20 protein-coding genes and 2 pseudogenes are annotated in these 22,591 nt (G+C 65.9%); 10 read left to right on the top strand and 12 right to left on the bottom strand.

What is annotated here, in order from left to right:
- The first annotated feature begins 125 nt into the window (after positions 1-125).
- On the top strand, positions 126-323 hold the full coding sequence (locus AC2W7L_RS16595; RefSeq protein WP_486005325.1) for a peptidoglycan-binding domain-containing protein: 198 nt from the start codon (positions 126-128) through the stop codon (positions 321-323).
- A 568-nt stretch (positions 324-891) separates the two neighbouring features.
- Positions 892-1,674, top strand: a complete 783-nt coding sequence (locus AC2W7L_RS16590; protein WP_486005324.1) for a hypothetical protein — start codon at positions 892-894, stop codon at positions 1,672-1,674.
- Positions 1,675-1,800: 126 nt separating this feature from the next.
- On the opposite strand, the gene purQ is transcribed toward AC2W7L_RS16590, so the two are convergent.
- The 10 genes and pseudogenes from purQ to purD all read right to left on the bottom strand — a co-directional run bounded on the left by purQ (position 1,801) and on the right by purD (position 12,835).
- Positions 1,801-2,538 carry a phosphoribosylformylglycinamidine synthase subunit PurQ gene (gene purQ / locus AC2W7L_RS16585; protein ID WP_486005323.1) on the bottom strand — a complete coding sequence of 246 codons (738 nt, stop codon included), beginning with the start codon at positions 2,536-2,538 and terminating at the stop codon, positions 1,801-1,803.
- Entirely contained in the window at positions 2,535-2,792 is a 258-nt protein-coding gene (gene purS, locus AC2W7L_RS16580) for a phosphoribosylformylglycinamidine synthase subunit PurS (RefSeq protein ID WP_486005322.1), read from the bottom strand. The genes purQ and purS overlap by 4 nt, the downstream gene beginning before the upstream one ends.
- A gap of 185 nt (positions 2,793-2,977) precedes the next feature.
- A complete protein-coding gene (locus AC2W7L_RS16575) occupies positions 2,978-4,399 on the bottom strand; it encodes an NAD(P)/FAD-dependent oxidoreductase (protein WP_486005321.1) in 1,422 nt (473 codons plus the stop codon).
- 125 nt (positions 4,400-4,524) lie between these two features.
- The gene (locus AC2W7L_RS16570; protein ID WP_486005320.1) at positions 4,525-5,388 is read right to left on the bottom strand and encodes an ABC transporter permease; all 864 of its coding nucleotides are present in this window, start codon (positions 5,386-5,388) and stop codon (positions 4,525-4,527) included.
- Between the two features lies 1 nt (position 5,389).
- Positions 5,390-6,328, bottom strand: coding sequence for an ABC transporter permease (locus AC2W7L_RS16565; protein ID WP_486005319.1), 939 nt, complete (start codon positions 6,326-6,328; stop codon positions 5,390-5,392).
- On the bottom strand, positions 6,325-6,615 hold the full coding sequence (locus AC2W7L_RS16560; protein ID WP_486005318.1) for a hypothetical protein: 291 nt from the start codon (positions 6,613-6,615) through the stop codon (positions 6,325-6,327). The genes AC2W7L_RS16565 and AC2W7L_RS16560 overlap by 4 nt, the downstream gene beginning before the upstream one ends.
- A pseudogene (locus AC2W7L_RS16555) lies at positions 6,549-7,352 on the bottom strand (polyamine ABC transporter substrate-binding protein); the annotation flags it as partial. The pseudogene AC2W7L_RS16555 and the gene AC2W7L_RS16560, both read right to left, overlap by 67 nt.
- Before the next feature lie 136 nt (positions 7,353-7,488).
- Complete coding sequence (locus AC2W7L_RS16550; RefSeq protein ID WP_486005317.1) at positions 7,489-8,676, bottom strand: ABC transporter ATP-binding protein; 1,188 nt, start codon at positions 8,674-8,676, stop codon at positions 7,489-7,491.
- The gene (locus AC2W7L_RS16545; protein ID WP_486005316.1) at positions 8,673-10,391 is read right to left on the bottom strand and encodes an amidohydrolase; all 1,719 of its coding nucleotides are present in this window, start codon (positions 10,389-10,391) and stop codon (positions 8,673-8,675) included. Before AC2W7L_RS16545 ends, AC2W7L_RS16550 begins: the two co-directional genes overlap by 4 nt.
- A 287-nt stretch (positions 10,392-10,678) precedes the next feature.
- Positions 10,679-12,835 (bottom strand): phosphoribosylamine--glycine ligase, encoded by a 2,157-nt coding sequence (purD, locus tag AC2W7L_RS16540; protein WP_486005329.1) that lies wholly within the window; start codon positions 12,833-12,835, stop codon positions 10,679-10,681.
- Between the two features lie 116 nt (positions 12,836-12,951).
- Between purD and AC2W7L_RS16535 the strand changes: the two genes are divergently transcribed.
- The 4 genes and pseudogenes from AC2W7L_RS16535 to AC2W7L_RS16520 all read left to right on the top strand — a co-directional run bounded on the left by AC2W7L_RS16535 (position 12,952) and on the right by AC2W7L_RS16520 (position 16,831).
- A complete protein-coding gene (locus AC2W7L_RS16535; protein WP_486005315.1) occupies positions 12,952-14,070 on the top strand; it encodes an asparaginase in 1,119 nt (372 codons plus the stop codon).
- Entirely contained in the window at positions 14,070-14,471 is a 402-nt protein-coding gene (locus AC2W7L_RS16530) for a sterol carrier family protein (RefSeq protein ID WP_101546322.1), read from the top strand. Before AC2W7L_RS16535 ends, AC2W7L_RS16530 begins: the two co-directional genes overlap by 1 nt.
- Positions 14,468-15,909: pseudogene (locus tag AC2W7L_RS16525) on the top strand (aldehyde dehydrogenase family protein). The gene AC2W7L_RS16530 and the pseudogene AC2W7L_RS16525 overlap by 4 nt, the downstream one beginning before the upstream one ends.
- Before the next feature lie 25 nt (positions 15,910-15,934).
- Positions 15,935-16,831, top strand: a complete 897-nt coding sequence (locus AC2W7L_RS16520) for an EamA family transporter (RefSeq protein WP_486005314.1) — start codon at positions 15,935-15,937, stop codon at positions 16,829-16,831.
- Positions 16,832-16,843: 12 nt separating this feature from the next.
- On the opposite strand, the gene AC2W7L_RS16515 is transcribed toward AC2W7L_RS16520, so the two are convergent.
- Complete coding sequence (locus AC2W7L_RS16515) at positions 16,844-17,821, bottom strand: universal stress protein (protein ID WP_486005313.1); 978 nt, start codon at positions 17,819-17,821, stop codon at positions 16,844-16,846.
- Positions 17,822-18,012: 191 nt separating this feature from the next.
- Between AC2W7L_RS16515 and AC2W7L_RS16510 the strand changes: the two genes are divergently transcribed.
- The 3 genes from AC2W7L_RS16510 to purM are packed head-to-tail and all read left to right on the top strand — an operon-like array spanning position 18,013 to position 21,117.
- On the top strand, positions 18,013-18,492 hold the full coding sequence (locus tag AC2W7L_RS16510) for a hypothetical protein (protein ID WP_486005312.1): 480 nt from the start codon (positions 18,013-18,015) through the stop codon (positions 18,490-18,492).
- A gap of 44 nt (positions 18,493-18,536) precedes the next feature.
- A complete protein-coding gene (gene purF / locus AC2W7L_RS16505) occupies positions 18,537-20,018 on the top strand; it encodes an amidophosphoribosyltransferase (RefSeq protein WP_486005311.1) in 1,482 nt (493 codons plus the stop codon).
- A 1-nt stretch (position 20,019) separates the two neighbouring features.
- Positions 20,020-21,117, top strand: coding sequence for a phosphoribosylformylglycinamidine cyclo-ligase (purM, locus tag AC2W7L_RS16500; protein WP_486005310.1), 1,098 nt, complete (start codon positions 20,020-20,022; stop codon positions 21,115-21,117).
- A 264-nt stretch (positions 21,118-21,381) separates the two neighbouring features.
- Here the strand turns inward: purM and AC2W7L_RS16495 are convergent, their stop codons facing one another.
- Positions 21,382-21,591, bottom strand: coding sequence for a DUF3073 domain-containing protein (locus AC2W7L_RS16495; protein ID WP_039208206.1), 210 nt, complete (start codon positions 21,589-21,591; stop codon positions 21,382-21,384).
- A gap of 127 nt (positions 21,592-21,718) precedes the next feature.
- On the opposite strand from AC2W7L_RS16495, the gene AC2W7L_RS16490 reads away from it, so the two are divergent.
- Positions 21,719-22,534, top strand: a complete 816-nt coding sequence (locus AC2W7L_RS16490; RefSeq protein WP_167193989.1) for a DUF8083 family protein — start codon at positions 21,719-21,721, stop codon at positions 22,532-22,534.
- Positions 22,535-22,591 lie beyond the last annotated feature (57 nt).

Genomic DNA, 22,591 nt, shown 5'->3' with positions numbered 1-22,591 from the left:
GCCAGTTCGCGTGCACTCCCGTTGAGGCTCGTCCCAGCCTTGCCGGTGCAGAAAAAACGGACTTAGCTTGGTCGTCGTGGAGGCAAGGTAGCTTCCATGATTCCCAAGGAAAGAGGAGCAGAAACATGTCCAATCCAGGACAGCCCGAAATCAAACGAGGCGACAAGGGCACTGCGGTCCTGCGGGCCCAGAGGGCGCTTCGGCGGACACCCGATCTCAGCGTTGATGTCGATGGTGACTTCGGTCCCGACACTGAGAAGTCCGTCAAGGGGTTCCAGAAGTGGGGCAAGGTCGACGCCGACGGAATCAATCGTCGGCGATAAGACCTGGGCTGTCCCGCTGCGTGCTGCGAACAGCACTCTCGAGACCGCTGTCGGACTCGACTGGGCCGAAGACTGAAACGCGTCCCGGTCACTGCAACCGCGGTCGATCCCCTGCTGCCCAACGCTGGAGCAAGGGATCGACCGCGGAAGTCACCGAATTCGTCGGTAACAATCTGGCCTGTCGAATTCGACCGAGTGATATCGACGTGATCGCAGTCTGATCGCGAAGTGTGAGTCCAATTCTTCGAGCAGCGTCGTCGAGTCTTTCCATTTCAGCGCAGTCTCGTCAGGATGGTCCTGCTGACCTGGAACGACGGTGCTGCCTCGGCGAGAGAGCCGCTGCTTGCGGAACTCGACTCTGAACGGGAGATCACCGTTCGAATCAGCAGGTCACATTGGCGCTGCGAAAGAGTGCGGAACGCTGTTTCGAAGTTGTCATGACCACAATGATCAGAACTCCACAGAATCGTTTCTTCCTGCCTAGGGTCGCACCACAACCGAATACGGCAGACCAACCCGGAAGCGTTCTCAGAACAGCACGGGCAAGGACGAAAGTAGGACGATCACAATGAAGAAGCTCGCACTCGCCGCAACCGTTGCCCTCGGCATCTCGGGGCTCGCAGCCGGCCCAGCGGTCGCTTCGAGTCTCGGCGGTGCGCCTTCGGGCCCAGCACCATCCGGCGAAAATCAGTCAAGCGAATCTGCGGCAGCAGAGGAGGAAGGCGCGGAGGAGGACCCCAAATCTCACGATGAAGATCTGGCGCTGAGGTACGCGACGATGACGCTGTATGAGGTCGCGCACGGCAAGGGCATCGAATACACCGTCGATGGGCTCAAAGCCGGGGACCTCGTCACAACGAGCCTCAACGACAAGAAGTCCGTGGTGAAGAAGGACGGGCCTTTCGACGGATCGGCAGTGGTCGCCGAGGAACCGGACATCGCAACGGACATCCCCTTCACGGTCTATGTTGAACGCGACGGCGAAAGAGTGAGGGAGATGAACACCAGTGTCAACCTCATCGCGGAGGGCGATCGAGGTGAATACGACGATGGCACTCTGTTGGTGCACCCGGAGTCGGAGACGAACGACACACGTCTCAGCGGAGACGGAGTCAATCTCACAATGGTCAACTGCTCGGCCGAAGACGAGGTCGTGTTCCGCGTGTTCAAGAAGAACACGGATGGTCAGGCGAAGGTTTGGGAAAAGAGCAAACTCGCCGGAAAAGATGAGTCTGCATCGGTCCGATACATAGCGGATTCAAGCAAGGACCTGTGGGGCAAGTACGTCATCACTGCAGAATGCGGCGACCTCGAAGGCTCGGCACCACTGAGGGTGTACATCGACGAATAGTCGTCCGTGATCACTCCAACCGCCGAGGAGATACAGGCGACGCCAGATCCCGAAACCCAGCATCGTGGCTTGGGGTCGGGATCTGGCGTCTTTCGTCTGTCTGTGTCTCCGGGACAGTCGGTCGAATCAGCCCTGGGCGACGAGAGTGCGCACGGCCGAGGAGAAGAACCCCTGACCGTCGATTCCGCCGCCGGACTCAGGGCCGAAACCGGCCTCGACGGCGTGTTCGGGGTGCGGCATGAGACCGACGACGTTACCTGCTTCATTCGTGATTCCGGCGATGTCGCGCAGAGATCCGTTCGGGTTGAAGCCCTGGTAGCGGAAGACCACGCGTCCGGTGGACTCGAGTTCGTCGAGCACCTCGTCGGTGGCGACGAAGCCGCCCTCACCGTTCTTCAGCGGAATGCGGATCGTCTGACCCTGCTCGTAGTCGCTCGTCCACGCGGTGTTCGCGTTCTCCACGACCAGGTCCTGGTCACGGCAGATGAAATGCTGGTGATCGTTGCGGATGAGCGCACCGGGCAGCAGACGGGATTCGCAGAGGATCTGGAAGCCGTTGCAGATGCCGAGCACCGGCATACCGTCGTTCGCGGCAGCGACGACGGACTCCATGATCGGAGCGAATCCGGCGATCGCACCGCAGCGCAGGTAGTCACCATAGGAGAACCCTCCCGGCAGGATGACGGCGTCGACTCCGGACAGGGTCGAATCCGCATGCCACAGGTTCACCGGGTTCGCCCCGGCCAGACGAACGGCACGAGCGGCGTCGCGGTCATCCAGAGTCCCGGGGAACGTGACGACTCCGACGGAGATACCGGACTCGGGCGTCGCCTCGGCGGTGGGATCAGCAGCGACAGCGGTCACGATGCGTCCTCGGCCACGTGGACTGCCACAACGTTTTCGATCACGGGGTTCGACAGAAGCTTCTCCGCGGCTTCGCGCGCCTGGGCGAGGACCTCCTCGGTGGCTTCGCCTTCGACCTCGAGTTCGAACCTCTTGCCCTGACGAACCTCACCGAACCCGGTGAACCCCAGACGGGTCAGTCCGCCGGAGATCGCCTTGCCCTGGGGGTCAAGGATCTCGGGTTTGGGCATCACCTCAACGACGACACGTGCCATGCGTGTACTGCTCCTTTGTGAAAGTGTTCGGGAGTTCCTCCCGCGCTCACCCAGAGTCTACCAACCACGGCCGGATTCCCCGCCCGCGGTCCGGTCGCCGGACGGGGCAGGGAGCCGTCCGACGCAACGGGAGAGAACCGGCCAGGAGGCGGCGGCACAAGTGACCATGGCGAAGGTCCGAGCTCTCAGGAGTCGAAGCCCATGCCCACCGCATCGAGGACCTTGAGCAGAGGCCCGCGCCGGCCCTCGTTCTCATCGGCCTTGATGAGCGCATTCGTCGTCATCTTGATGCCCAGCCACGCGACGGGCTCGGGCGGGAACGGCAGCGGCAGCTTCCGCACCATCTCGAGCTCGGTCAGCTCGGTGTCCTCACCGGAGAGCAGATCGAGCATGACCGTCCCGGCGAACCGAGAAGCCCCCACTCCGAGACCGGTGAAGCCGGCAGCCATGGCGACCTTCCGCCCATAAGCAGAGGTGAAGAACGAGAAGAACCGCGAACAGGTGTCGATCGGCCCGCCCCATTTGTGGGTGAACTTCAGACCGGCCAGCTGCGGGAACGTGGCGAAGAAGTGTTCGGCGAGGGTTTCGAAGGTCTCGGGCCGCTGATCGTACTTCCACGACACCTGCCGCCCGAAGTGGTAGACGGCATCCCAGCCGCCGAAGAGGATCCGGTTGTCCGCGGTCAGCCGGTAGTAGTGGAAGCGATTCGCGCAGTCGCCGATGCCCTGGCGGCCCTCCCACCCGATCGCGGCCATCTGCTCGTCGCTGAGCGGCTCGGTCATCAGCGCGTAGTCGTAGACGGGGACCGTATGCAGACTCACCCGTCTCAGCAGCGACGGGAACACGTTCGTCGCCAACGCGACCCGCTTCGCCGTGATCGTGCTGCACGGGGCGGACGCACAGTCCTCGATCGTCTCCGCGGTCACGCGGGTCTGCACCCGCACGGTCGTCTTCGCATCGCTGACATCGGTGACCTTTGTGCCCTCATAGACCTCGACTCCGAGTTCGCGGATGACCCGCAGCAGCTCCCAGCACAGCTTCGCCGGATGGACCAGAGCGACCTCGCGAGAATCCCACAGCGCACCCTTGTACGTCGGCGACTTCACGATCCCCGCGAGCTCCTGCTGGTCGAGGAAGACGAAACCGGAATCCGGATCATGGGCCTCCCGCAGCTCGGCGACCTGGTAGTCCTCGGTGGCGACGTCGAGCTCGCCGGTGCGCTCGAACTCGACATCCATCCCGTACTTCGCGACAGCGGCTTCGATGGCATCGAGGTTCTCCCGACCCAACTGCGCGAGCCGATCGTTCTCCTCCGGCAGGTGCGCTTCCCCGTTGTCATAGCCGTGAGTGAGGCTGGCTGCGCAGAATCCGCCATTGCGCCCCGAGGCGGCCCACCCGATCGTGTTCGCCTCGACGAGCACGACACGACGATCCGGATCCCGCTCCTTGGCCTGCAACGCAGTCCACAGTCCCGTGAACCCGCCTCCCACGACGAGGAGGTCGGCCTCACGGTCGTCGGTCAGCGGCGGCAGCGGCTCCGGACGGAGCTCGGAGTCCAGCCAGTACGGAATGGTCGAGGCGTCGGCCAATGCGGCATTGACGTCCATGTCACTTCACTTTCTTCACGGTGCGGTCGGTGGGCACTCAGCCGGATAGGCAGGTGCGGGGTGGTGCGGAACGGCGGGCCGGCACGAGCCGGCGAACTTCGGGGCCGCCTCGGTGATGGGGCGCCTCAGGCGGCCATGGTCTTGATGATCTCGGTGGCGTTGCCGCCGGCCTTGCGCAGGACGAACCCGACGAAGCCGAGCGCTAAGAGGGTGAGCACGAACATCACCGTCGACATCGCCGCGACCTCGGGGCGCAGGGCCACGCGGACGGCAGAGAAGATGTAGACCGGCCACGGAGTGTAGCCCGGCTGTTGGACGAAGCTCGAGAGGATCGTGTTGTCGAGGCTGACGGTGAACGACATCAGCGCACCGGCGAGGATGCCGGGGGCTGCGATCGGCAGAGTGATGTCCTTGAACCGGTTCCACGGTGTCGCGCCGAGGTCTGCGGCGGCATCCTCGAGCTGGGTGTCCATGCCGGCGAGCCGGGCCCTGACGATGAACGTCACGATCGCCATGGAGAACATCGCATGCGAGATGATGAGCCTGACCAGGCCGTTGTTGAGCGGGGTGACGCCCCAGTCGACGCCGACGGTGACGAACCATGGCAGGAATGAGATGCCGTCGACGATCTCGGGCGTGACCAGGGTCAGCCCGAGGATCGCGGTCAGACCGAGTGCCCACCAGGCGCCCCTCGGTGCCCTGGCCAGAGCGACTCCGCCGAGGGTGCCGAAGATCGTGGAGACGATGGCTGTGCCCACGGCGGCCTGCAGGCTCGTGACGATCGAGGAGACGATGATGTCGTTGTTGATGCCGCTGATGTAGGCGTGCAGACCGAAGCCGCGGAAGTTCGCGAGCACCTTGCCGTTGTTGAACGAATAGGCGATGATCACCGCGATCGGCACGAACAGGTAGACGAAGACGAGGATGCCCCAGACGTGCAGAGCGATATCGGTCGGTGTCCGACGTGCGAACGTGTTCTTCTTCGGCATCTCAGGCCCTCCCGTCGTGCAGCGGAACACTGTTGAGCTTGGCCGTGATCGCCTGCCCGAGTTTGAGCAGTGCGAAGCCGACCCCGACGACGACCAAGGTCGAGATGATGAGGATCATCGCCATGGCCGCCCCGACCGCCCAGTTCTGTGCGGTGTTGAACTGATTGGCGATGAGCTGACCGACCATGGACCCGCTGGCCCCGCCGAGGACGGTTGCCGTGACGTAGTCGCCGTTGAGCGGGATGAACACGAGCAGGCAGCCGGAGACGACTCCGGGCATCGCCATCGGCAGCGTCACCCGCAGGAACGTCTTCACCTTCCCCGCGCCGAGGTCGTAGCTGGCTTCGCGCAGCTTCTTGCCCGAGGCGTCGATGGCGACGAACAGCGGCAGGATCATCAGCGGCAGATAGTTGTAGACGACGCCGATCTGCACCGCTGTCCGTGTGTAGAGGATGTCGAGCGGCCCGTCGAGCAGCCCGAGTCCCTGCAGCCAGTTCGACAGGAACCCGTCGGGGGAGAGCATGATCTGCCACCCGAGGGTGCGGACGAGGAAGTTCGTCCAGAACGGCACCATCACCAGGGCCAGCGCCAGGGACCTGCGGGCGGGTGCGACCTTGATCGCCAGCCAGTACGCGAACGGCAGGGCGATGATCAGGCACAGCAGGGTGCCGAGCAGCGAGATGCGCAGCGTCGCTGCGAAGGTCGAGACGAAGCTTGCGCTCATCGCTTCCGGGTACCGGCCGAAGGACAGTCGGTCGGTGGCGATGGCCGTGAACTGGTCGGGTTTGTACCCGAAGCTGTAGAAGACGATGAGGGCGAGGGGAATGATGAAGAAGAACAGCGCATAGGCCCACGTCGGAAACGACATGGCCGCTGGGCCGAAGAACTTCGTCGCCGGCTTCTTCGTACGAGGCTGTTTCGGTGGTGTCTGAGTGCTCATGCTCCGCTCCTGGCCTGGGCGTCGGTGAGGATCTTCGTCCGGATCTGATCGGCCGGAGTCTGCTTGCTCGGTTCGAGGCGGTCGAGGACCTTCTGCGCCGGGAAGATGAGATCCTGTTGGTCGAGATCGGCCTTCTTCGCCTGCTCGGCCAGGCCCTTCGTCCGATCGGGTAGCCGATGTAGTCGAGCTGGTCGACCGCGGTGTCCGGGGAGATCATCTGATTGATGAAGGCGTGCGCCGAATCCGGGTGCGGGGCGCCGGTGGCGATCGCCCAGCAGTCCATCCACAGATTCGCCGAGGGGGTCGGGAAGACGAACTTCCAGTTCTCCGGATCCTTGACCTCGGTCAGTCCCTGCCGGGCGTCGCCGTTGAAGGCGTGCAGGAGGGTGAAGCTGCCCTGGATCATGCTCGTGGCGGCATTGCCGACGTAGGCCTTCACGTTCGGGGCCAGCTGGTCGACGATGATCTTCCGTGCTTCGTCCAGCTCGCCTTCGTCCTGAGTGTTGAGGCTGTAGCCCCGTGCGGACAGGGCGATCGCCGAGACCTCCCACGGGTCCTCGAGCAGAGCGGTCGTCCCAGCCGCTTCCTTCTGCGCGGTGTCGAGGAAGTCCTGCCAGCTGGTCAGCTCCTTGTCAATCTTCTTCGTGTTGTAGACGAACCCGGTGGTGCCCCACGCCTTGCAGATCGAGTACGTGTTGTCGGGGTCGAAGTACTGATGCGTGAAGTTCGGATCCATATGCTTGAAGTTCGGGATCAAGCTGAGGTCGAGTTCCTGCAGCAGATCGTGTTCGAGCATCTGTGGAATATTCGATCCCGTCGGCACGACCACGTCATAGCCGGAGGTCCCGCGCGACGTCGAGAGCTTCGCCACGAGCTCCTCGTTCGATCCGTAGGCGTCGACCTGAACGAGGATGTCGTTCTTGGATTTGAACGCGTCGAGGAGTTCGGGATTGTCGTAGTCGCCCCAGGAGTAGAGGTTGAGCTTCGATTCGAGCTCTCCGTCTGTCGGCGGCGACGCGGCCATCTTCGTGGTCTTCCCGCAGGCGCTCAGCGCACCGAGGCCGACCACTCCGAACCCGGCCAACAGCGCTCGCCGGCTCAACCTCGCCGAGGCGGCCCGCGGCGCCAGGAATGTCACATCGGGTCTCTGCCGGACCATTTCAGGCACCGCCTTCGAGGAGGGACGTGACCGCGCTCGGCTCATGGTCGTACACGGCGACGGCGTCGGCGTCCCAGCTCAGCTCCACCTCGGTGCCGGCACTCATCGGATCCCGCCCTGCGGCGGGGACGCGGGCAAGGATCTCATCGTTGTCACCGACGACGATCATGTACTGGATGACATCGCCCAAGAACGAGTACGAGATCACGGACCCGCGGGCCGTGTTCGCCTCACCGGAGTTCTCACCTGCCGGGGCGACGTGCATCCGCTCGGGGCGGATGGCTGCGCGCACCCGGTCGCCGACCGCGAGATCACGGGACTCGCCGGCCGCGGTGGACGGTTTGAGTGTCAGCGTCGGGGCGGTGAGCACGGCGTTGGCCGTGCGCAGGGTCGCGGTCGTCGAATCGGTGGACGCCACCTCGGCGGAGATGAAGTTCTGCTTGCCGATGAAGCCAGCGACGAAGCCGTTGTGCGGATTCGCGTAGATGTCCTCGCCGCTCCCGATCTGCTGGATGACGCCGTCGTACATGACGACGATGCGATCGCTCATCGCCAGCGCCTCATCCTGGTCGTGGGTGACGAAGACGAAGGTCGTGTCGAGCTTCGTGTGCAGACGTTTGAGTTCGAGCTGCATCTCCTCCCGCAGCTTCCGGTCGAGCGCCGACATCGGCTCATCGAGGAGGAGGACCTGCGGTCGATTGACCAGCGCACGTGCCAATGCGATGCGCTGCTGCTGGCCGCCGGAGAGCTGTTCGGGTTTGCGTCCGGCGAAGTCCTCCATCTGGACCAGTGCCAGGGCCTCTCTGACCCGCTGCGCGATCTCCGGCTTCGGGACCTTCGCCTGTTTGAGTCCGTAGGCGATGTTGTCGGCGATGTTCATATGCGGGAACAGCAGGTACGACTGGAACACCGTGTTGACGGGGCGGCGGTGCGGCGGCAGGGACACGATGTCCTTGCCGGAGAGCAGGATCGCCCCGTCGGTGGGGGTCTCGAAGCCGGCGATCATCCGCAGCAGGGTGGTCTTTCCGCAGCCGGAAGGACCGAGCAGGGAGAGGAACTCGCCCTTGCGGACGCTGAGGTCGAGGCGTTCGATGGCGGTGTTGTCGCCGAAGACCTTCTTCACGCCCTGGATCTCGAGGTGGTCGAGCCCGGTCTTCGCAGAGGGCGCCGAGGTGGCTGTGCTGGTCATGATGGCCTTTCGTCGTGGACGATGCGTCCGTCGCAGATCGTCAGTTCGTTCGTGATTCCGGCGATGTCTGTCGGCGGCAGCGTGAAGGGGTTCGCACTGGCCAGGGCGAGGTTCGCCGGCCGGCCCGGTCGGATGCGGCCGTTGTCGGCCGAGCGCAGCAGGTGGGCCGAGCCTGCGGTGTAGGCGCGCAGAGCCGTCGTCAGATCGATCGCCTCGTCCGGCAGCAGGGGAGCGGTGTCCGTGGCGGCCGGGTGCGAGCGGTTGAGTGCGACATGGATCGCCTCCCATGGGTTCGCCGTCGACACCGGCCAGTCCGAGCCCATCGCCAGATGGGCACCGGTGCGATTGAGAGACCCGAAGGGGTAGAGCCAGCCGCTGCGCTCGGTCCCGAGGAACGGCAGGTTGAGGCCGATCATCTGCTCGTCGTGGCAGGCCCACAGCGCCTGCAGGTTCGCGGTGATGCCGAGTTCGGCGAAGCGCGGCACATCGGCGGGATCGACGACCTGGACATGGGCGATATGGTGGCGTCGTTCGGAGGCGCCGGCCGTGCCAGAGCCTGTTGAGCCTGGGCCCCGGATGGCTGCGAAGGCGTCGAGGGCGGCCTTGACAGCGGCATCGCCGATCGCATGGCAGTGGATGTCGAAGCCGGCCGCATCAAGGGCTGCGAACGAGGCCTCGAGGTGGTCCTCCGTGAAGTAGCTCGTTCCGAAGCCGCCGCAGGTGCAGGTGTATTCGTTCGTCATCGCTGCGGTCCGGGACTCGACGATCCCGTCGAGCATGAACTTCACCGAGGTGGCGCGGAAGCGGCCGTCGGTGCGTGCGAGATCGGTCAGTCGGGCCACCTCGGCGTCGATGTCCTCGACTCCGCGCGGCCACCACAGGCTGCCGACGACCTCGGAATGGAGATCACCCGAATCCGCTGCCCAGACGTAGGTGCCGTAGGGATCGCGGTGGCCGCCGTAGTCGCCGACGATGGCGTCCATCCAAGCGGTCACGCCGAGGGAGTTGAGGTAGCGCTGCCCTTCGCGCAGCCCGGCGAGGACCTCCTCATCGGCGGCTGCGGGCACGTGGGCGGAGACGAGGTCGATGGCCGATTCGTGCAGACACCCGCTGGGGCGGCCTGTCGAGTCGGTGACGATGACCCCGCCGGCAGGTGCCGCGGTGGTCTCATCGAGACCGGCCGCGGCCATCGCCTTCGTGTTCACCCACGCGGAGTGGTGGTCGGCGCTGAGCAGGATCGCAGGCCGATCGGGGCAGGCCTCGTCGAGGATGTCGGCGCTCGGGTCGCCTCCGGGGAAGTGGGACATCGACCAGCCGCCGCCGATGACCCAGACATTCGCGGGGTCGGTCGTCGAAGCAGTGTCTGCGACATAGTTCCGAATCATCTGCAGCGCCTCGTTGAGCGTTCCGGCGGCGCTGATATCGCAGGCCAGTGCCTCCTGGCCGCCGAAGGTCGTGTGCACATGGGCATCGACGAATCCGGGCGTGAGCAGTCTGCCTTCGGCGGTGATCGTGCGTTCTGCGGGAACAGCTGCGGGGCCGGTGCCGATCTCGGTGATGATCCCGTCACGGATGCTCACACGATTCTCGGGACGCAGAGCCTCACCGTCGAAGATTGCGACGTCGAGGATGTCGAGGTCCATATGCTGCCTCCCGAACTGCATTGTCGTGGCAGAGGCGGATCGCAGAGTCCGCCCCTGTGTGTTGTAGATCACTGTGAAGTCACCTTAGCGGAACTTCCATCGCGATTCCACTGAATCCGTTGCCACTTTGCGACTTGATAGAGGGAAACTGCAATGCCGGTTGTCAGCGGTGCTGAATCAGCGTCTCACTCTGCGATATTCGCACGTGATGCGCAGGTGACTCGAGTGTCGGCGGGAGAGCGTCGGTAGGAGAGCGCCGGGAGACGCTGGGAGACGCTGGGAACGACGAGGCGCGGGGCACCGACTGTGTGTCGGTGCCCCGCGGCTTGCCTGGTCTGCGCTCTGCGGCGCGCAGAGTCTCAGCCGGGGAAGGTCTCCCCGGTGAGCTTCTCGAAGGCCTCGATGTAGCGGGCACGGGTCTTCTCGACGACCTCGGCGGGCAGCGCCGGGGGAGGCGTGTCCGATGCCTTGTCCCAGCCGGACTCCTCGGTCAGCCAGTCGCGGACGAACTGCTTGTCGAAGCTCGACTGCGCCTTGCCCGCCTCATAGCCCTCGGCGTCCCAGAAGCGGGAGGAGTCCGGGGTGAGCACTTCGTCACCGAGGACGATCGTGCCATCGGGCAGGGTCCCGAACTCGAACTTTGTGTCGGCGAGGATGATTCCGCGTTCCCTGGCGATCTGCTCGGCGCGCTGGTAGATCTCCACGGTCAGGTCGCGCAGCTTCTCTGCGGTCTTTGTCCCGACGGTCTTCGCGACGGCGTCGAAGCTGACGTTCTCATCGTGTTCCCCGAGTTCGGCCTTCGTCGCCGGGGTGAAGATCGGAGGTTCGAGGCGATCGGCCTCGACGAGCCCGGCGGGCAGCTGGATTCCGCACACGGACCCGGTCGCCCGGTAGTCCGACATTCCCGAACCGGTGAGGTAGCCGCGGGCGACGCACTCGACAGGGAACATCGAGAGGTTCTTCACGATGAGTCCGCGACCGCGGACGGCGTCGGGCACATCCGAGCTGACGACGTGGTTGCCGATGACATCGGCGAGCTGATCGAACCACCACAGGCTCAGGCCCGTGAGCACCTTGCCCTTGTCCGGAATCTCCGAATCGAGCACCCAGTCATAGGCCGAGATCCGGTCCGAGGCGACCATGAGCAGCTGTTCGGCGCTCGCGGCATCGGCGGCATCGACGGGAATGAAGAGGTCGCGGACCTTCCCCGAGTACACGTGCTTCCAGCCCGGCAGCACCGGAGGCTGCGGTGCGGGGGCGGCGTAGCCGGGGGCGAGTTCGATGCGACCGGCGGCGGCCGCCTCGGCGATATCGGTGCGATGCTGCTCACCGTCCCACTTGATCTCGTCGACCGCGGCATAGGCCTTTGCCCGCGCATCGTCGAGGTTGTTGCCGAGGGAGACGACGGAGAGCACACGGCCGCCGGAGGTGACGATGTCACCGGTCTCGGCGATGTCTTTCGTGATCACAGCATCCTCGGGGGCGAATCCGCCGCTGGGACCGGTCGCGAGTTTCGTGCCCGCGTGCAGGACGCTGACAGCGGGCAGGGTTGCGACGGTGTCGAGCCCGCGGATGATGTCTCCGGTGTTCGGAGTGCCAGGGTAGTTCTCGGCGGCCATGACCACGGTCACCGAGGAGCGCGGATCCCATTCGAGGGGTGCGGTCTCGTTCAGGCGGCCTTCGGCAGCGGCGAGCAGCGTCTGGCCCAGGGGGCTGGACAGGCGGGCGAGCACCGACTGGGTCTCCGGATCGCCGAAGCGGACGTTGAACTCGATGACGCGCAGACCCTTCGACGTCAGCGCGAGTCCGCAGTAGAGGAGTCCGGTGAACGGCGTGCCGCGGCGGGCCATCTCATCGACGACGGGCTGGGCGACGGTGTCGACGATCTCCTCGACCGTGCCCGCAGGCAGCCACGGCAGCGGCGAATACGCGCCCATTCCGCCCGTGTTCGGTCCGGTGTCACCGTCTCCGATGCGTTTGAAGTCCTGGGCCGGGGCCAGGGGGACGGTGGTCTTGCCGTCGCAGAGGACGAACAGGGAGACCTCGGGGCCGTCGAGGTAGTCCTCGATGACGACACGGTCGGAGACCTCGAGGCAGGAGCTCGCATGAGACAGCGCGGCATCGAAGTCATCGGTGACGACGACTCCCTTCCCGGCGGCAAGCCCATCGGCCTTCACCACATGCGGGGCACCGAACTCGCGCAGTGCGGCAGCGGCCTCGTCGGAGGAGTAGGCGACGCGGGCGGAGGACGTCGGCACGTTCGCGGACTCCATGACCTCCTTCGCGAACGCCTTGGAGCCTTCGAGGTGCGCGGCCTCCGCGCTGGGTCCGAAGACGGGGAACGAGGCTTCACGCAGAGCATCCGCAACACCGGCGACCAGCGGGGCTTCGGGCCCGATGACGACGAGATCGACGTCGAGGGACTCGGCCAGCGCGGTCACGGCGGCGGCATCCGAGGCGTCGACGGCCTCGGTGTGCGCGATCTGCGCGATGCCGGGATTGCCGGGAGCGGCGATGACGGCGTCGACGTGCGGGTCGCGCGAGAGAGCAAGGACGAGGGCGTGTTCACGGGCGCCGAACCGATGACAAGAACCTTCACGCCACCAGCCTAAAGGGTCGTAGGCTTGAGTGCGTGACCTTCTCGACTTTCACCGCCGCCCAAGCCGCTGAGCTCGCCGTCGTCGAGCGCTCCGGCTTCGTCGAATCCCGGCACATCGGGTCCGCCGTCGTCCTCGACCCGCAGGGATCACCGTTGATCAGCCTGGGTGCTCCGGAGATTCCCGTGTTCACCCGGTCGAGTCTCAAACCGCTGCAGGCGATCGCGGCGATGAGCCTCGGCGCGCAGCTCGAGGGACCGGCCGCGGCCCTGGCCGCTGCCTCACACAAGTGTGAAGCCGGGCATGTGGCGGTCGTGTCCGCGATGCTCGAGAATGCCGGGCTGAGCGTGTCCGACCTGCAGTGCCCGTCCGCCCATCCCGCCGACGGAGCCTTCCGTCGTCAACTGCAGGAATCGGCGCGGGCTCGGGGAGAGGAGAACACGGACCCGCGCTCGCCCCTGTACTTCAACTGCTCCGGCAAGCACGCGGCATTCCTCGCCGCAGCCCGCGCCATCGGCGCCAACACCGCCACCTATCTGTCCCCGGAGCATCCCGTGCAGCAGAAGGTCGCCGAGGTGGTCGCCGCCTTCGCTTCGGAGGAACCGTCCGCGGTCGGCATCGACGGCTGTGGGGCTCCCGTGTTCGCGCTCAGCCTCACCGGCCTCGCCCGCGCCATCGGCCGCGTCATCCGGATGGGCAACAGCGATGACACAGAGAAGGAGGGAGCGTGGGCTGCCTATGAGAGCGAGGCTCGCACCCTCACCGAGGCGGTCTTCGCCGACCCGTGGACGATCGAAGGACACGGCCGACCGAATTCGACCGTCATCGACAAGCTCGGCGTCTTCGCCAAGGGAGGGGCCGAAGGAGTCATCGTCATGGCCACCCGCTCCGGGTATGCCGTCGCCGTGAAATGCCTCGACGGGTCCTCGCGGGCCACCGGGCTCGTCGCCCTCACCCTGCTCCAGCGGGCGGGAGCGTTCGACGTTGAGCCGGGAGCCGCCTCGGCGTCGGGGAAGGATCCGGTCGACGCCGTGATCGCCGCGATCACGGATCCGGTCACCGGAGGCACGGATTCCGAGGGGCGGACGAACGTTGTCGGACGCCTGGAGCTCGGGGAAGATATTGCCACAATCGGTGAGAGGAAGAGGGACTGATGGCGATTCGCAGAAGGATCGACCCCGATCAGGGGCGCAGCGCACTCGAGATGTGGCTGACTCAGGCGAGGCTCGACGCAGCCCCGGCCGACCGGTCGACCATCGCCACCGCCGTGCGGTTCACCCTCGAGGAGCTCGCCTCCCGAGCCGAAGGCAACAGCGTCGAAGTCCGGGTCCCGCCGTTCGGCGTCACCCAATGCATCGCCGGACCCCGGCACACCCGCGGCACCCCGCCGAACGTCGTCGAGACCTCGGCCGAGGTGTGGCTGGGTCTGGTCACCGGACGCACCGACTTCCAGGCCGCGCTCGCCGCCGGCGACATCGAGGCCTCGGGGACCCGAGCCGACCTCGGCGACTTCCTGCCCCTCTTCACCACCGCAGAACTCGAGGCCCGAGCATGAGCGCACAGATCACGCAGACGACGTCGTTCATCGGCGGGCGGCATGTGCCGTCCCTGCTCACCTACGCCAATATCGACCCGGCCACCGGAGGCCAGCTCGGCGATATCGCCCGCGCCGGAGCCGATGAAGTCGACCGGGCGGTGCAGGCTGCGGCGAAAGCGCAGCGGGAATGGAAGCGCTCGAGCCCGGAACAGCGCTCCCGCCTGCTCATCGCCACCGCCGCCGTCATCACCGCCAACCGCGACGATCTGGCCCGCATCGAATCCGAGGACACGGGCAAACCGCTCACCCAGGCCTATGCCGACGTCGATGTGTGCGCCCGCTACTTCGAGTTCTACGGCCACACCATCGAGTCCTACTACGGTCACGCGATCCCGCTGGCCGAGGACATGCACGTCTACACGCGCCGAGAGCCCTTCGGCGTCACCGGACACATCGTGGCCTGGAACTATCCGCTCCAGCTCATCGGCCGTGCCGCCGCCACCTCGCTGGCCACCGGCAACTGCGCCGTGGCCAAACCCGCGGATGAGACCCCGCGCTCGACCGTGCGGTTGGCTGAACTCATCCACTCCGTGGGCTTCCCGGCCGGAGCCTTCAACGTCGTCACCGGACTCGGCGCGAGGCGGGAGCGGCGTTGAGCGCCCACCCCGGGGTGGCACATCTGGGCTTCGTCGGGTCGACGCAGACCGGTTCGGCCATCGCCCACGCCGCCGCCGATCGAGTCGTGCCCACGGTCCTCGAACTCGGTGGGAAGTCCGCGAACATCGTCTTCCCCGATGCCGATATCGATGCGGCGATCCCATCGCTCGTGCGCTCGATCATCCAGAACGCCGGGCAGACCTGCTCGGCCGGATCCCGGCTCATCGTCCACCGCGACATCCACGCCGAGGTCGTCGACAAGATGGCCGCGGCCATGGCGAAGGTGACCATCGGCTACGGCCTCGACGACCCGATGCTCGGGCCCCTGATATCGACCAAACAGCATGAACGGGTCGGCGGGTTCCTCGCCACAGTCGACTCCGGACAGATCATCACGGGCGGCACCCGACCCGACGGTCTGGCCGACGACCTCGCCGCTGGGGCGTTCATCACCCCCACCATCGTCGACGCCGTCGACCCTAAGTCCCGGATCGCCCAGGAAGAGGTCTTCGGCCCCGTCGTCGCGACCCTGCCGTTCGCCGACGACGACGAAGCCGTGGCGCTGGCCAACGGCACCGACTACGGCCTCGTCAGCGCACTGTGGACGCAGAACATCTCCCGCGCCCACCGATTGGCTGCCGAGGTCGATGCCGGCCAGATCTTCGTCAACACCTATGGTGCCGGCGGGGGAGTCGAACTGCCCTTCGGCGGGTTCAAGAAGTCCGGCTACGGTCGCGAGAAGTCCATCGAAGCCCTCGACGAATACACGCAGACGAAGACCGTCGCCATCAAGCTGTGACGGTGAGGAAGGGGCCGGTGCGCCGATGACCTTCCCGGTGCTCGGGCTCGTCCTCATCGCCGCCGTCGCCCACGCCGTCTGGAACCTCGCCGCGAAGTCCGTCACCGGCCGAGGCTATGCCTTCGTGCTCGCCTACCACGGGCTCTCGGCGCTCCTGCTCGCCCCGGTCGCGGCCGTCATCATCGCCACCGGCGCGCAGCCGCTGAACTGGGGACTGGTCGGCGCGGCGGCGCTGAGCGCGGTCTTCCACATCGCCTACTCCGTGGCCCTGCAGTCCGGTTACGACCACGCCCCGCTTGGCGTCGTCTACTCGACGGCGCGCGGCATCGGGCCGGTCGTGACGATCATCATCGCCGTGGCCTTCCTCGGTGAGCGTCCCACCCTCGCCGAGGCGGTCGGAGCCTTCACCGTCATCGCCGGCATCGCCGTCGTCACGATCCGTCCCCGCGGCGGCGGGGACGGCCCCACGAGCAGCGACGGTCTGCGACGGGGGCTCGCCTGGGGCGGGCTGATCGGGGCGTTCATCGCCTCGTACACACTCTGGGACGACTTCGCCGTGAACCATGTCAGCGATTCCCCGCTGCTCTACTTCGCTGTCTCCGAAGCCTGCGTCGGGCTCATCATGACCGTCGGAATGTTCGCGCTTCCCGGCGGCCGGGAGAAGCGCGCGGACTTCCGCGAGATCCTTTTGAGCCACAAGCGCGCGCTCGTGACCGTGGCGATCCTCTCACCGCTCGCGTACGTGCTCGTCCTCTACGCGATGCAGCAGGCGCCGGTGGCGCTCGTAGCCCCCGTGCGGGAGACCTCGATCATCGTCGGCACCCTGCTGGCGTGGTGGTTCTTCGGGGAGAAGAACGTGCTGCTCAAACTCGCCGGTGCCCTTATCGTGGTTGCGGGCATCGGGCTCATCGCGCTCGGATGACGGCACCGCGCCTCAGCGGCGGCGGGCCGGCTGGCGGCGGTTGACCCGCACCACCCGCACCGGGCACACGGCATGCGAGAGCACACCCTGCGACGTCGACCCGAGGATGGTGGAGACGAACCCGCCGCGGCCACGGGAGCCGATGACCAGGAGATCGGCGGTGTACGTGGCCGACACGAGCACCTCGGTGGCAGGTGCATCGAAGATCGAGAACCGCACCTCGAGATCGGGGAAGTCTCCCTTCAGCGACTCGGCAGCAGCGGTGAAGGCCTTCGCCGCCTCGTCGTACATCCGGATGAGATGCTCCTCGCTGGGCATCCACTCGGGCGAGAGGATGTGCGTGGCGGTGACCCCGACGAGGCGCAGCGGAACACCGTAGATCGCGGCCTGAGCGGCCGCGGCACGCAGCACCGGGGTGTCGGTCTCGAAGGGATCGACGGCGGCGACGACCTCACCGGAGAAGTCGGGACGCGACCGTCCGTCCGCCTCGGCGGAGGAATCATCGGTCGTGCGGACGGGATCATCGATGGGCAGGGGAGTCGTCGGCATGATCCGGGTCGGCCAGGTGCTCGGGACGACGAGGGTGGGGCACTGCGAGTGCGCGGGCATGGCCAGGGCCACGGATCCGAGGAGGCGACCGGCGAATCCGCCGCGACCGCGCGCGCCGACGACGGCGAGGGCGGCGTTCTTCGAATGCTCGACCATCACTCCGGAGGCGTCACCGGGCACGATCGTCGTCGACACGGGAACGCCGGCCTTGGTGACGGTGGCGGCGGCCGCCTCGGCGATGTCTTCGACGGTCTTCTTCACGGCGTCGTCGAAATCGGCGGGGTAGACGATATCGGCCTGGCTCATATTGACGCCGGGGACGGTGTAGGCGGAGACGATGCGGATCTCTGCGGAGGTCTTCTGTGCGTGCGTGATCGCCCACTGCAGGGCGCATTCGGCGTTGTCGGAACCGTCGATGCCGACGATGATCGTGTGGGACATATCGCAAACCTCTGTCTTCAGTGACCGTCAACCTGGGTGAGTCCAGTTTAGTTGTGTCCAGTTTATGGGAAGTGGCGTGAGACTGCCTGGGAAGAACCTCAGGCTGACTCGACTAGACTGTTCGGGACCTGTTGTTCCGGGACATTCCCGGCGATCCATCGGCCCCATCCGGCCACGTGTCCAAGGAGATCATGAAGGACCAGATCGACGTCTCCGTCCGTCGCAGCCCCAAGTACTCGGTGTTCATGGGCATCGGTGCGGTGCTCGGCATCGCGATCGCTGGAATCCTCGCAATCTTCGTCGACCCGGCCGATATGCCGATGGGCTATACGGTGGCCAAGGGGATGGGCCTGATGCTGCTCGTCCTCGGGATCGGCGGACTGTTCCTCGGCGGACTCGTCGCCCTCATCCTCGACTGGAGGGGACGGAAGAAGGCGAAGGAATTCCGGGTCGATGCGCAGATCGACATGGTCGACGATCCGAAGGAGATCGCGCGCCGTCGCATCGCCGAAGCCCGCGGGGAGGACCCCGATGCCGGTGCCGACGAAGGTGCGGCCGCCTCGGCGAACACGGAGTCCGCACCCGCAGACGATACGCATGCTCAGCCCGCAGCCGACGACGAGGACGATGCGGGAACCGGACGGGATTCGGCCCCCGGTTCCACAGTCTGAGCACCGGGTCAGAGCGCAGCTGCGGGTATGAGACAATTTCACTCGTGGCAAGAGGAGACGGGCAGCTGACGCACGAAATCGACCCCCAGGACCGCGGACCGCAGGACGAATGCGGTGTGTTCGGAGTCTGGGCCCCCGGCGAGGAAACCGCCAAACTCACATACTTCGGGCTCTACGCCCTGCAGCACCGCGGACAGGAGTCCGCGGGAATCGCTGCCAGCAACGGCAAGCAGATCCTCATCTACCGCGACATGGGCCTGGTCTCCCAGGTGTTCCACGAACGCGATCTCGAGCTGCTGCAGGGCCATATCGCCGTCGGCCACACCCGGTATTCGACGACCGGATCACCGTCGTTCGAGAACGCTCAGCCCACCCTGGGGCCGACCCCATTCGGCACCGTGGCGCTGGCCCACAACGGCAATCTGACGAACTTCGACGCCCTCGAAGTCATGGCCGATGCCCGCCGCGACCACGCGACGAAGGTCGTCGAGGAGGCCACGAAGAAGTCGGCCCGCACCCGGCCCTTCCGTGATTCCTCGAATGACACCTCCCTGGTCACCGAGCTCTTCGCGACCGAAGACGGAGAGAACCTCACCGAGGCGGCGCTGAGTCTGCTGCCGCATGTCGAAGGCGCGTTCTCGCTGGTCTACATGGACGAGCACACCCTCTACGCCGCGCGTGACCGGCACGGGGTCCGACCCCTGTCGCTGGGCCGGCTGGAGAACGGCTGGGTCGTGGCCTCGGAGACCGCGGCACTCGACATCGTCGGTGCTAAGTTCGTCCGCGACATCGAACCCGGTGAGCTCATCGCCATCGACGAAGACGGTCTGCGTTCGCACCGCTTCGCCGAACCGAGCCAAGCTCGCTGCGTCTTCGAATACGTCTACCTCGCGCGTCCCGACAGCAAGCTCAACGGCAAGAACGTCCACGCCGCACGGACCCAGATGGGCCGCCAGCTGGCCGAGGAGTACCCTGTTGACGCAGACCTCGTCATCGCCACCCCGGAATCCGGAACCCCCGCGGCCGTCGGCTATGCCGAGGCCTCGGGCATCCCGTTCGGCCAGGGGCTGATGAAGAACGCCTATGTCGGACGCACCTTCATCCAGCCTTCGCAGACCCTGCGGCAGCTGGGCATCCGCCTCAAGCTCAACCCGATCCGGGAGAACATTGAAGGTCGACGCCTCGTCGTCGTCGACGATTCGATTGTGCGCGGAAACACTCAGCGCGCCCTGATCCGCATGCTGCGGGAGGCCGGAGCGGCCGAGGTCCATGTGCGCATCTCCTCCCCGCCGGTGAAGTGGCCGTGCTTCTACGGCATCGACTTCGCCACCCGTGCCGAGCTCATCGCCAACGGCCTGACCACGACCGAGATCTGCGAGAACCTCGGCGCGGACTCGCTGGGCTATATCTCTCTGGACGGCATGATCGCCGCCACCGAGCAGGAGCGCAGCCAGCTGTGCACCGCCTGCTTCTCGGGCGAGTACCCGATTCCCGTCAACAACACACCCGCCGACAAAGGATGCTGAGTTGAGTTCCGAAGCGAACCCGAAGTCCACCACCTATGCCGCCGCCGGCGTCGACGTCGAAGCCGGAGACCGCGCTGTCGAACTGATGAAAGCTGCCGTCTCGGCCACCCACAACTCCTCGGTCGTCGGTGGGATGGGCGGATTCGCCGGACTCTTCGACGTCTCCGTACTCAAGGACTTCGAGCGTCCGCTGCTCGCCTCGTCGACCGACGGAGTGGGCACGAAGGTCGCCATCGCTCAGGCCATGGATAAGCATGACACCATCGGCTACGACCTTGTGGGCATGGTCGTCGATGACATCATCGTCTGCGGTGCCCGACCCCTGTTCATGACCGACTACATCGCCTGCGGCAAGGTCGTGGCCGAACGCATCGCCGACATCGTGCGGGGAATCGCCGACGCCTGTGCCTCGGCCGGTGTCGCCCTGGTCGGCGGGGAGACCGCCGAACACCCGGGGCTGCTCGGAGTCGATGAATACGATGTCGCCGGTGCCGCCACGGGTGTCGTCGAGGCCTCGAAGCTGCTTGGACCCGAGAAGGTCCGTGCCGGTGACGTGCTCATCGGTCTGCCGTCCTCGGGCATCCACTCCAACGGCTACTCCCTGGTCCGCCACATCATCGCCGAGGCGGGATGGGGCCTGGATAAGCATGTCTCGGAGTTCGGGCGCACCCTCGGTGAGGAGCTGCTCGTTCCCACCCATGTCTACACCGGTGAGCTCGCCGCTCTCTTCGACGCGCTGCCCGAAGCCGTGCATTCGGTCTCGCATGTCACCGGCGGAGGACTCTCGGCCAATGTGGCCAGGGTGCTCCCGCAGGGGCTGGTGGCGAAGATGTCACGGGCTTCGTGGGAGATCCCGGCGGTGTTCTCCGTGCTCGGCGAGCTCGGCGGAGTGCCGCAGGACGACCGTGAACGCACCTGGAACCTCGGCGTCGGCATGGTCCTCGTCGTCGACGCAGCATCCGTCGACGGTGTCCTCGCCGCGAGCCCCGGAGCCTGGGTGCTCGGCGACGTCGCCGCCGATGAAGGAACTCTCGCCACCGACCCCGACTATGTGCAGGGCGCCAAGGGCGTCGACGGGGGCGCCGCGATCCTGCAGTAAGGCTCGTGCGGCTCTGCGTTTCGCTGCGGAGCATCCCTCGCCCGTACTCTCACACCCTCGTGCTCCTGCACGGGGGTGTGGTGCTTCCGGTGGGTGATGGCCACGGGACGGGAGGAACTGCACGGAACGGTCGGGATGCGCGCGAGGGCACAGCCGCCTCGGCGAGGGGACGTCCCGGCGCAGTGGACCATATGCGGGAACGGCAGAGGGCGGGAACCGAAGTCCCCGCCCTCTGCGATGTCAGATCAGCCGACTGCGGCTGGCTCAGTTCTCGTACTCGTCGTCATCGTCGACGTTGTACTTGTCGGCGTAAGCCGAGTAGTCAGGTTCATCGTCGTAAGGATCGGACGGACCAGACTTGTGCGCGTCGGCGCCCAGCTCCTGCTGGAGTCTATTAAGGTCGGTATCCGGGCTGTAGTACTTGAGCTTCCGAGCTACCTTGATCTGCTTTGCCTTTGCGCGGCCGCGACCCACTGGCGTGACCCCCTCCGTCGTCTATGGGGCGAATGGCCCCGGACTAGATCTCTGCTATGCGCTTAAATCCTACCTGTTCATACTGGGAAGTTCCATTTTGCGAGCCGACCTTGGATAGGCTGAACCCATGGCCTACCGTCGCGATTATGTCGTCACCCTGCGGATCTTCGAACCTCTTGTGGTGCATTCCGAATTGCAAGACAGGCGGGTGGAGGACAACCGGTCACGCATCGAGGAGCAGATTTCCCACGACGCTGACAAGCGCTTGATCTCCCTGCCTCCGTCACCTGTGGCCGATTCTTTCCGGCGCACTCCGATCTTCCTTCCGGCGTCTCAGACCGCGGACGGAGTGGACCGTTTCTGCCCTGCTCAGGAGGACATCCGCGGATGGGAGGCGCTCGAATCGCTGACAGAGCACACCTCGAAGGCGACCTTGGACATCGTCGCTCCGAAGACCGCTCGGCGGCGTGCCGCGAGCCGGCGTGCGGAGTGGCTGCAGGACGCGAAGGACACACGGATCTTCACCCGGGTCTCGGCGTGGGACGTGCCGCCGTCGTGGTGGCTGTTCTTCTCCCTGACCGAGGACCAGATCATCACCGAGGAGACCGACGAGGGTCTGCGGGTGCTCATCCGCACGGACATCCTGGCCGCCTCGGCGCGCATGGAATGGGCCTCGGAGACGATCGCGGATACTTCGAAGGTCGTCGACATGGTCGAGCAGACCTCGGTCCTGGCCGAGTGGATCGATACCTTCGATATGAACTCGATCCTCGAGCTCGACCTCGGCGGGATGTCCGATGTGCTGTGGCCGAGCGAGGCCGCGGAGCTCGTCGACTCGTGGGTCACCGCGCTGAGCAACAGCGATTCCGAGTCCGCGGTCGCCGCCTTCCAGAAGTATGCGGCCGGGTGGGAGCAGCTCAACCTCTACGCCCGCAGCTCCTAACCCCAATTACTACCTGACGGCGGCGCAGCAACCTGGCGCCACGGTGCTGGGGCGCCG

Source organism: Brevibacterium sp. LAARM3_SD1 (assembly GCF_057364765.1).
Note: the sequence above shows the minus strand (reverse complement) of the source record. Positions and strands in the feature narration are given on the sequence as shown.